We start from the raw sequence: 6,910 nt of genomic DNA, 5'->3' as shown, positions 1-6,910 counted from the left end.
CGGGGGGGGGCGCCCCCGGCGCCCAGCCGCTCGGCGACGTGGTGGCCGATCGCGTCGGCGGCGGCGTGGGCCAGCTCGCCCAAGGGGCCGTAACCGATGTCGATCAGGGTGATCGAGGGGAAGGAGCCCGCGACGGCGTGCAGTTCCCGGCGCAGGTCCGCGTCGGTCAGGTGCAGCCGCACGGACGTGTCGGCGGTACGGGCGCACAGTTCGGCGAAGGCGTCGAGGCCGACGGCGAAGCGGGCCTCGGCGCTGTGCTCCGGGCGGACGAACAGCGCGATGCCCGCGTCCGTGGCCAGGGCCGCGCAGCTGAGCGAGCCAGTAGCGGTGGTGGTCTGCCTGATGTGGATCGCTGCGAGCATGACGTCCTCCTCGTCCGAATCGGGTACGGACGAGAATGCCGCGACTGAGCCGCCATTCGCCGAGTGCCTATTGATAACCGGGGTTATCGATCTTTGTGAAGGGCGTGTCGGAAACGTCGTCTAGATTGGGGAAACCGCGCCGATCGCGGGCGTCGAGGCAAGAGTAGAGGGGAGGGCCGACACGTGAGTACCGGTTCTGCGCTCCTGCTGTCCAAGGCGGACATCGCGGCACTCGCCCGCGTGCAGCGGCCCGTCGTCACCATGTGGGCGAAGCGGTATCGCGGCCCGGATCGGCCGTTTCCCGAGCCGGTGCGCGCCGACGGCCGACAACACCGTTACCGTGCGGACGACGTCGTCGCCTGGCTGTCGAGCCGCGGACTCGGCAACAATGCGTCCGTCGCCGAGGACCTCGCCGCGCACGCAGCCTTCGAGGATCCCGCCGGTGCGGACGCGGCCACGGTGTTCGCGGCGCTGACCGCCCTGCTGTGCGTCAAGGCCCGCACCGGGGAGCAACTCGCGGACCTCGACGGCGACGACCTGCTCGACGAGGCCGACGACCTCGACCCCGACGACGCGTACCTCTACCGCGAGATCGAGGCGCTCGGCGGGCGGCTACCCACTTACGCCGCGCACGCCGACCGCATGGCCGACGCCGCCTACACCGTCGAGCACGCCTTCGAGACCCTCATGGCGCAGCGGTTCCGCCTGCCCCTCGACGCGCTGGCCGATACGGCGCTCAGCCCTGCCGCGCTCGAGATGTGCGCGCAGGTCGTCGGCGCGCTGGCGCCCGACGACCGGGCCGTCTTCGTCGATCCGTCGCCGGACGGCAGCGACCTGTTCGTCGCCCTGCGGCAGCGCCTGCCGGAGTTCGTCGAGCCGATCGCGATGACCGGCCACGCCGACACCCCGACGGCGCGCCTGGCGCGGCGCCGGCTGTCTGTGCACCGATGGCGTCGCCGCCCCACGCCTGCAACGGGATTCGACGAGGACTTCTCGATCGACGGGCCCGCTGTGTTTCTCACCCAGTACCCGTCGCCGTCCACCCTCGGCTACTCCGATGCCCGAATCCTCGCGGAGATCGACAACATCACCGTGCAGATGGGCGCCGAGCACCTCGCGGTGATCGTCGGGCCGGCATCCGCGCTGACCGATCCCCTGCGCGACCGGGAGGCTGCCGCCGTCCGGGCCGACCTGCTGCGGTCGGACCGGTTGCGCGCCGTATTCCGCCTCCCGGAGGGACTGCTCGTCACCAAACCGGGATCGTCGATGGCGTTGTGGGTGCTCGGAGCGCCCGACGACTCCGTCACACCCACGGACCGGTGGACGGTGCTGGCGGACCTGCGGACCAGGGCGCTCGACGCAGCGGTGACCGACGGAATCGTCGCCGACGTGACCGCCGCGATGGGGTCGCGCGAGCACCTGCGAGCCCACGCATTCGAGTTCGCCTCGGTGCACCGCACCTCCACGCTGCTCGCCGAGGACCGTCGCGGCCTGCTGCCACCCGCGCCCCGGCGCCGGCGTCGCCGCATCGCGGGCAACGAGACCGCGGCCGAGGCGGCCGAACTGGTGGGCGCGGCGAACCGGGCGGCGCGTGCGGTGCGGGACGACCTGCACCTGGGCGTCGAATACCGGCAGGCCCCGCGCCCGGCGCCGACCGCCGACCGGCTCGCCGATGCCGGAGTGCTGAAGGTGATGCCCGGCAACCGCATCGACGACGACGATGTCGAAGCCGGCGGCGACGTGCGCGTCATCGGCACCGACGAGCTGCTCGGCCGCGCGCGCATCGGCGACCGCGGCATCGACCGCCTCGTCCTGGCGACTCGCTACCCGAGCGGGCGGTACACCGAGCCGGGCGACATCGTCTTCTGCACGGCACCGGAATTCGGCGTCGTCGTCGACCACGAGGGCGCCGCGGTCGTGCTGTCACCAGCGCGCGTGCTGCGGGTCGCCGACCCGCACGCCTCGGGAGTCCTGCCGGAACTCGTGGCGCGCACGCTGCGTCGCATGCCCGTCGCCCCCAAGCCCGCCGGGGCCATCCGGTCCGGGCAGGGGTGGCGGGACTGGCCGATCCCGGTCGTGGAGGCCGACCGGATCCCCGCGGTGAGCGCCGCACTGAAGGAGCTGCGCGCGCGACGCGAGGCCGCACGGCAGCTGCTCGACACCCTCGACCGACTCACCGATACCTTGACCGACGGTGTGGGCCACGGCGTTCTCACCGTCACCGCAGGAACCCGGCCCGGCCGGGAGGAAGGTTGACCATGCCACCGAGGAAGAAGACGGCGCCCACCGCGCCGTCGACGATGAAGGAACTGAAGGACACGCTGTGGAAGGCCGCGGACAAGCTGCGCGGCTCCATGGACGCCTCCCAGTACAAGGACGTGATCCTCGGTCTGGTGTTCCTCAAGTACGTCTCCGACGCGTTCGACGAGCGCCGTGAGCAGATCCGTGCCGAGCTCGTCGCCGACGGTCTCGACGAGGACGGCATCGCTTCGCTCATCGACGACCAGGACGAGTACCTGGGGTCGGGTGTGTTCTGGGTGCCGGAGCCGGCGCGGTGGTCGTACCTCGCCCAGAACGCCAAGGGCATCCAGGAGGCGGCCGGTGTCGAGGCCCGCACCATCGGCCAGCTGGTCGACGCGGCGATGCGGGAACTGATGAACGCCAACGAGACCCTCGTGGGCACCTTGCCGGTGATCTTCAACCGCGACAGCGTGGACCAGCGGCGCCTCGGCGAGCTGATGGACCTGCTCGGCGACACCCGCTTCACCGGTGAGGGCGCTCGTAAGGCACGCGACCTGCTGGGGGAGGTGTACGAGTACTTCCTGGAGAAGTTCGCCCGCGCCGAGGGTAAGCGCGGCGGCGAGTTCTACACGCCGGCCGGCGTGGTGCGGGTGCTGGTGGAAGTGCTCGAGCCGTACAACGGGCGGGTGTACGACCCGTGCTGCGGGTCGGGCGGCATGTTCGTGCAGACCGAGAAGTTCATCGAGCACCACGGCGGCAACCCGACCGACGTCGCGGTATACGGGCAGGAACTCAACGAGCGCACGTGGCGGATGGCGAAGATGAACCTCGCAATCCACGGCATCACCGCGAATCTCGCCGACCGCTGGGAGGATACGTTCGCCCAGGACAAGCACCCGGATCTGCTCGCCGACTACGTGATGGCGAATCCGCCGTTCAACATCAAGGACTGGACGCGTAAGGAAGACGACAAGCGCTGGAAGTACGGCGTTCCGCCGGCCGGCAACGCGAACTATGCGTGGATCCAGCACATTATCTCCAAGCTCGCCGAGAAGGGCAGCGCGGGCGTGGTAATGGCGAACGGGTCGATGTCGTCCAACTCCGGAGGCGAGGGCGAGATCCGGGCGCGGCTCGTCGAGGCCGACCTGGTCTCGTGCATGGTGGCGTTGCCGACGCAGTTGTTCCGCAGCACCGGCATTCCGGTGTGCGTGTGGTTCTTCGCGAAGGACAAGTCGGCCGGTGTGAAGGGCAAGGTCGATCGTCGCGGCCAGGTGCTCTTCATCGACGCCCGCAACCTCGGCTACATGGTGGATCGCGCCGAGCGCGCGCTGTCGGACGACGACATCGCCAAGATTGCCGGCACCTACCACGCTTGGCGCGGAACGGAATCCGCATCCGGTGAGGAGTACGCGGACGAGCCGGGCTTCTGCTACTCGGCGACGCTCGCGGAGATCAAGGAAGCCGATTACGCACTCACGCCGGGCCGGTACGTCGGTGCGGCCCCGATCGAGGACGACGGCGAGCCGATCGCGGAGAAGATCGCGCGGCTGACGAAGGAACTGTACGAGCAGTTCGACGAGTCGGCGCGGTTGGCGGCTGTGGTGCGGGAGCAGTTGGGGAGGGTGGAGTGAATCCTCGAGGAATCCTCCGGCGACGACTGCGCTTGGGTGACGCGATAAGAATCAAGCACGGTTATGCATTTCCTGGATCAGGATTCTCGGATGAACCCATTTTTCCTACTCTGTTGACGCCCGGCAACTTTGCGATTGGCGGAGGTTTCAAGGAGGCAAAGACGAAGACGTTTTCTGGCCCCTATGACGACGCCTATAGATTGAAGCCCGGCGATATTGTGGTCACCATGACGGATTTGAGCAAAGAGGGCGATACGCTTGGGAATCTCGCAGCCATTCCGTCGGGGAAAATTTACCTTCATAACCAGCGTATTGGCTTGGTCGAAGTAACTGATAAGTCTGCGATCTTTCCCCAATTTCTGATTTATTTCTTGCGGGGTGCCGAATATCGCTCATATATTCTCGGTACTGCTTCAGGAAGCACTGTCCGTCACACAAGCCCCTCGAAGATTTGCGACTATGTAGCGCACATCCCTGATCTCGATGAGCAACGTGCCATATTCGAGGTCCTCGGCGCCCTCGACGACAAGATCACTGCAAACCGCAATCTTGCGCAGACATCCGACCGAATGGCGGCTGCCCTCGTTCGTCAACGAGTCGTCGAGGACGAGGTGATCCTCGTTGCTGATGTTGCATCGGTGACGATGGGATCTTCGCCCCCCGGCGACTCGTACAACGAGGATGGCAATGGGATGGTGTTTTATCAAGGCAATCGGGACTTTGGATTTCGGTCACCGACTAACCGGTTGTGGACCGTTGACCCGAAGCGAGTAGCGGAGGCTGGCGACACCCTGTTGAGTGTCCGCGCGCCCGTCGGGGAGCTGAATGTTGCGAATGAGAAGACCTGCATAGGTCGAGGTTTGGCGTCGCTTCGCTCGAAAGATGATTCGCCGTCGCTGCTATTCCATCGACTCAAAGTTGCGCCCGGATTGTGGGATCGGTTCGAGAGCGGAGGAACGGTTTTCGGGTCGATCAACGGCAAGGAACTGAACTCGTTACCAATTCCTCGAATTGACGACGGGCAATCGCTCGAGCCGAAACTTGCAGAACTGGACAAGGGCGTCGCCTCGGCTGAGGCGGAATCGAAAACTCTCGCCGCGCTCCGCGACACCCTCCTCCCGCGCCTCATGTCCGGTGAGCTCCGCGTCAGGGACGCCGAAGCAGTCGTCGCCGACGCCGTCTGACCGAAGCTGTCACTCGGTCGAGTCCCATCGCGCGGATAACGCGCACACCGATTCGTGCGATGGGACTCGTGCAGCATGCACATGGACACCGGTGCGATCCGAGAGAGGTCACCCATGAAACGCATCGCGCCCTACCTGCGCGTCGTCGCAGGCATGTTCGCCGCCATCTTCGTGTGGATGGCGTTTCTGTACGTCATCCACGGCGACGTCGCCGGCTTCCTCCTCGTGCTCGGCATCGGGTTGGGGCTCGGCTACTTGGCTGTCGGGAAGTTGATCCGCGACCGTCGCGCCCGGCTCGAGGCCGAACGGGCCGCCTTGGCGGCCAGGGCCGAGGCCGGCCACCAGGCCTACCTTGCCGGGGATCCGGCAGCCTTCGCGCCGCCGCCCGAGCCGACGCCCCGACCGCCGGTCCGCAGGGGAGTGGTCATCGCGGCCGCGGTCGCCGCGCTGTTCGTGGTCTTCGGAATCATCACCGACATACAGAACGGACTCGAAGACCCCAGCGAGCCGGACGTCACGAACTCGGCGACACCGCCTGTCGCTGCGCCGGCGTCGCGAACCACGCCGACGACCCCGGCTGCCCCGTCGACCACCGTCGCGGCGCCGGCCACCACAACGACGCCCGTGCCGTCTCCGACCACGTCAGCGTCGGCACCGACGACGAACGTCGCCGACACCGCGCCGACCGCCGTCATGCCGGACGTGACGTGCATGGACCTGCAAGCCGCGCAGGACACCATCCAAGCCGCCGGGATCTTCTATTCCCGCAGCGTCGACGCAACCGGACGGGGACGGGCACAGGTCCTCGACCGGAACTGGGTGGTGGTATCCCAAGCGCCGGCTCCGGGCCTGGTCATCGGTGAAGGCGACGCGGTGCTGTCCGTCGTCAAGGACGGCGAGCCGGGCGACTGCTCCTGACGACGGATTCGTGGCGCCGCTGGGAGCAAAGTGGATTCGTCGATCGCTTCGGACAGGCCACCCATCTCGGCTGGACGTACGATTTCTGTACAGGGGTGGAGGTCGTCATGCGAACCATGAGTCACAGCGAATCGCGCGCCCGGTACGCCGAGGTCTTGGCCTCAGTCGTCAACGACCGGGAGGAGATCGTGATTACCGCTCGGGCCACGAACCGGTCGTGATCGTCTCCCGGGCGGACTTCGAGTCGCTGCGTGAAACGGCCTAGCTGACGCGTTCACCGGCGAACGCTCGACGTCTGCTCGATGCGATGGAACGGCTCGAAGCAGGCGAGGGGCAGGTGCACGAACCGATCGACGGTGATGACTGACCGTGCGGTTGGTGTGGGACCTCGATGCCTGCGTCGCCGCGTGCCGGTACCGCTACGGCCGGTACGAGGGCTCGGCGAGATCGCCGAGCCCAGTCCTTCGAGACACGCGAGGCTGCCGGGTGGTCGGCGGCTGAGTTGCGCTGACGAGGGCCGGTGGTCCCTTGTGCAGCACCAGGCACTCGGCGCACGCTGGACACATGGCAGTCG

The 6,910-nt window shown here is 67.4% G+C and carries 5 protein-coding genes and 1 pseudogene; 5 read left to right on the top strand and 1 reads right to left on the bottom strand.

Features of this window, described 5'->3' with window-relative positions:
* The coding region (locus OEY_RS28790; RefSeq protein WP_010595683.1) for a hypothetical protein at window positions 1-362 on the bottom strand (362 nt) is incomplete at its 3' end.
* A 183-nt stretch (window positions 363-545) separates the two neighbouring features.
* Here OEY_RS28790 and OEY_RS0120680 point away from each other — a divergent pair.
* The 5 genes and pseudogenes from OEY_RS0120680 (at window position 546) to OEY_RS31465 (ending at window position 6,703) form a co-directional block, all read left to right on the top strand.
* Window positions 546-2,618, top strand: a complete 2,073-nt coding sequence (locus OEY_RS0120680) for a hypothetical protein (RefSeq protein ID WP_010595682.1) — start codon at window positions 546-548, stop codon at window positions 2,616-2,618.
* Between the two features lie 2 nt (window positions 2,619-2,620).
* Window positions 2,621-4,234, top strand: a complete 1,614-nt coding sequence (locus OEY_RS0120675; protein WP_010595681.1) for a class I SAM-dependent DNA methyltransferase — start codon at window positions 2,621-2,623, stop codon at window positions 4,232-4,234.
* Complete coding sequence (locus OEY_RS29880) at window positions 4,231-5,418, top strand: restriction endonuclease subunit S (RefSeq protein WP_010595680.1); 1,188 nt, start codon at window positions 4,231-4,233, stop codon at window positions 5,416-5,418. Before OEY_RS0120675 ends, OEY_RS29880 begins: the two co-directional genes overlap by 4 nt.
* A gap of 114 nt (window positions 5,419-5,532) precedes the next feature.
* Complete coding sequence (locus OEY_RS0120665) at window positions 5,533-6,336, top strand: hypothetical protein (protein WP_010595679.1); 804 nt, start codon at window positions 5,533-5,535, stop codon at window positions 6,334-6,336.
* A gap of 107 nt (window positions 6,337-6,443) precedes the next feature.
* Window positions 6,444-6,703: pseudogene (locus OEY_RS31465) on the top strand (type II toxin-antitoxin system Phd/YefM family antitoxin).
* Window positions 6,704-6,910: the final 207 nt, after the last annotated feature.

Source organism: Rhodococcus sp. P14, from assembly GCF_000256505.1.
GTDB classification, from domain to species: Bacteria; Actinomycetota; Actinomycetes; order Mycobacteriales; family Mycobacteriaceae; genus Rhodococcus; species Rhodococcus ruber.
This window is presented reverse-complemented; position numbering and strand designations above follow the sequence as displayed.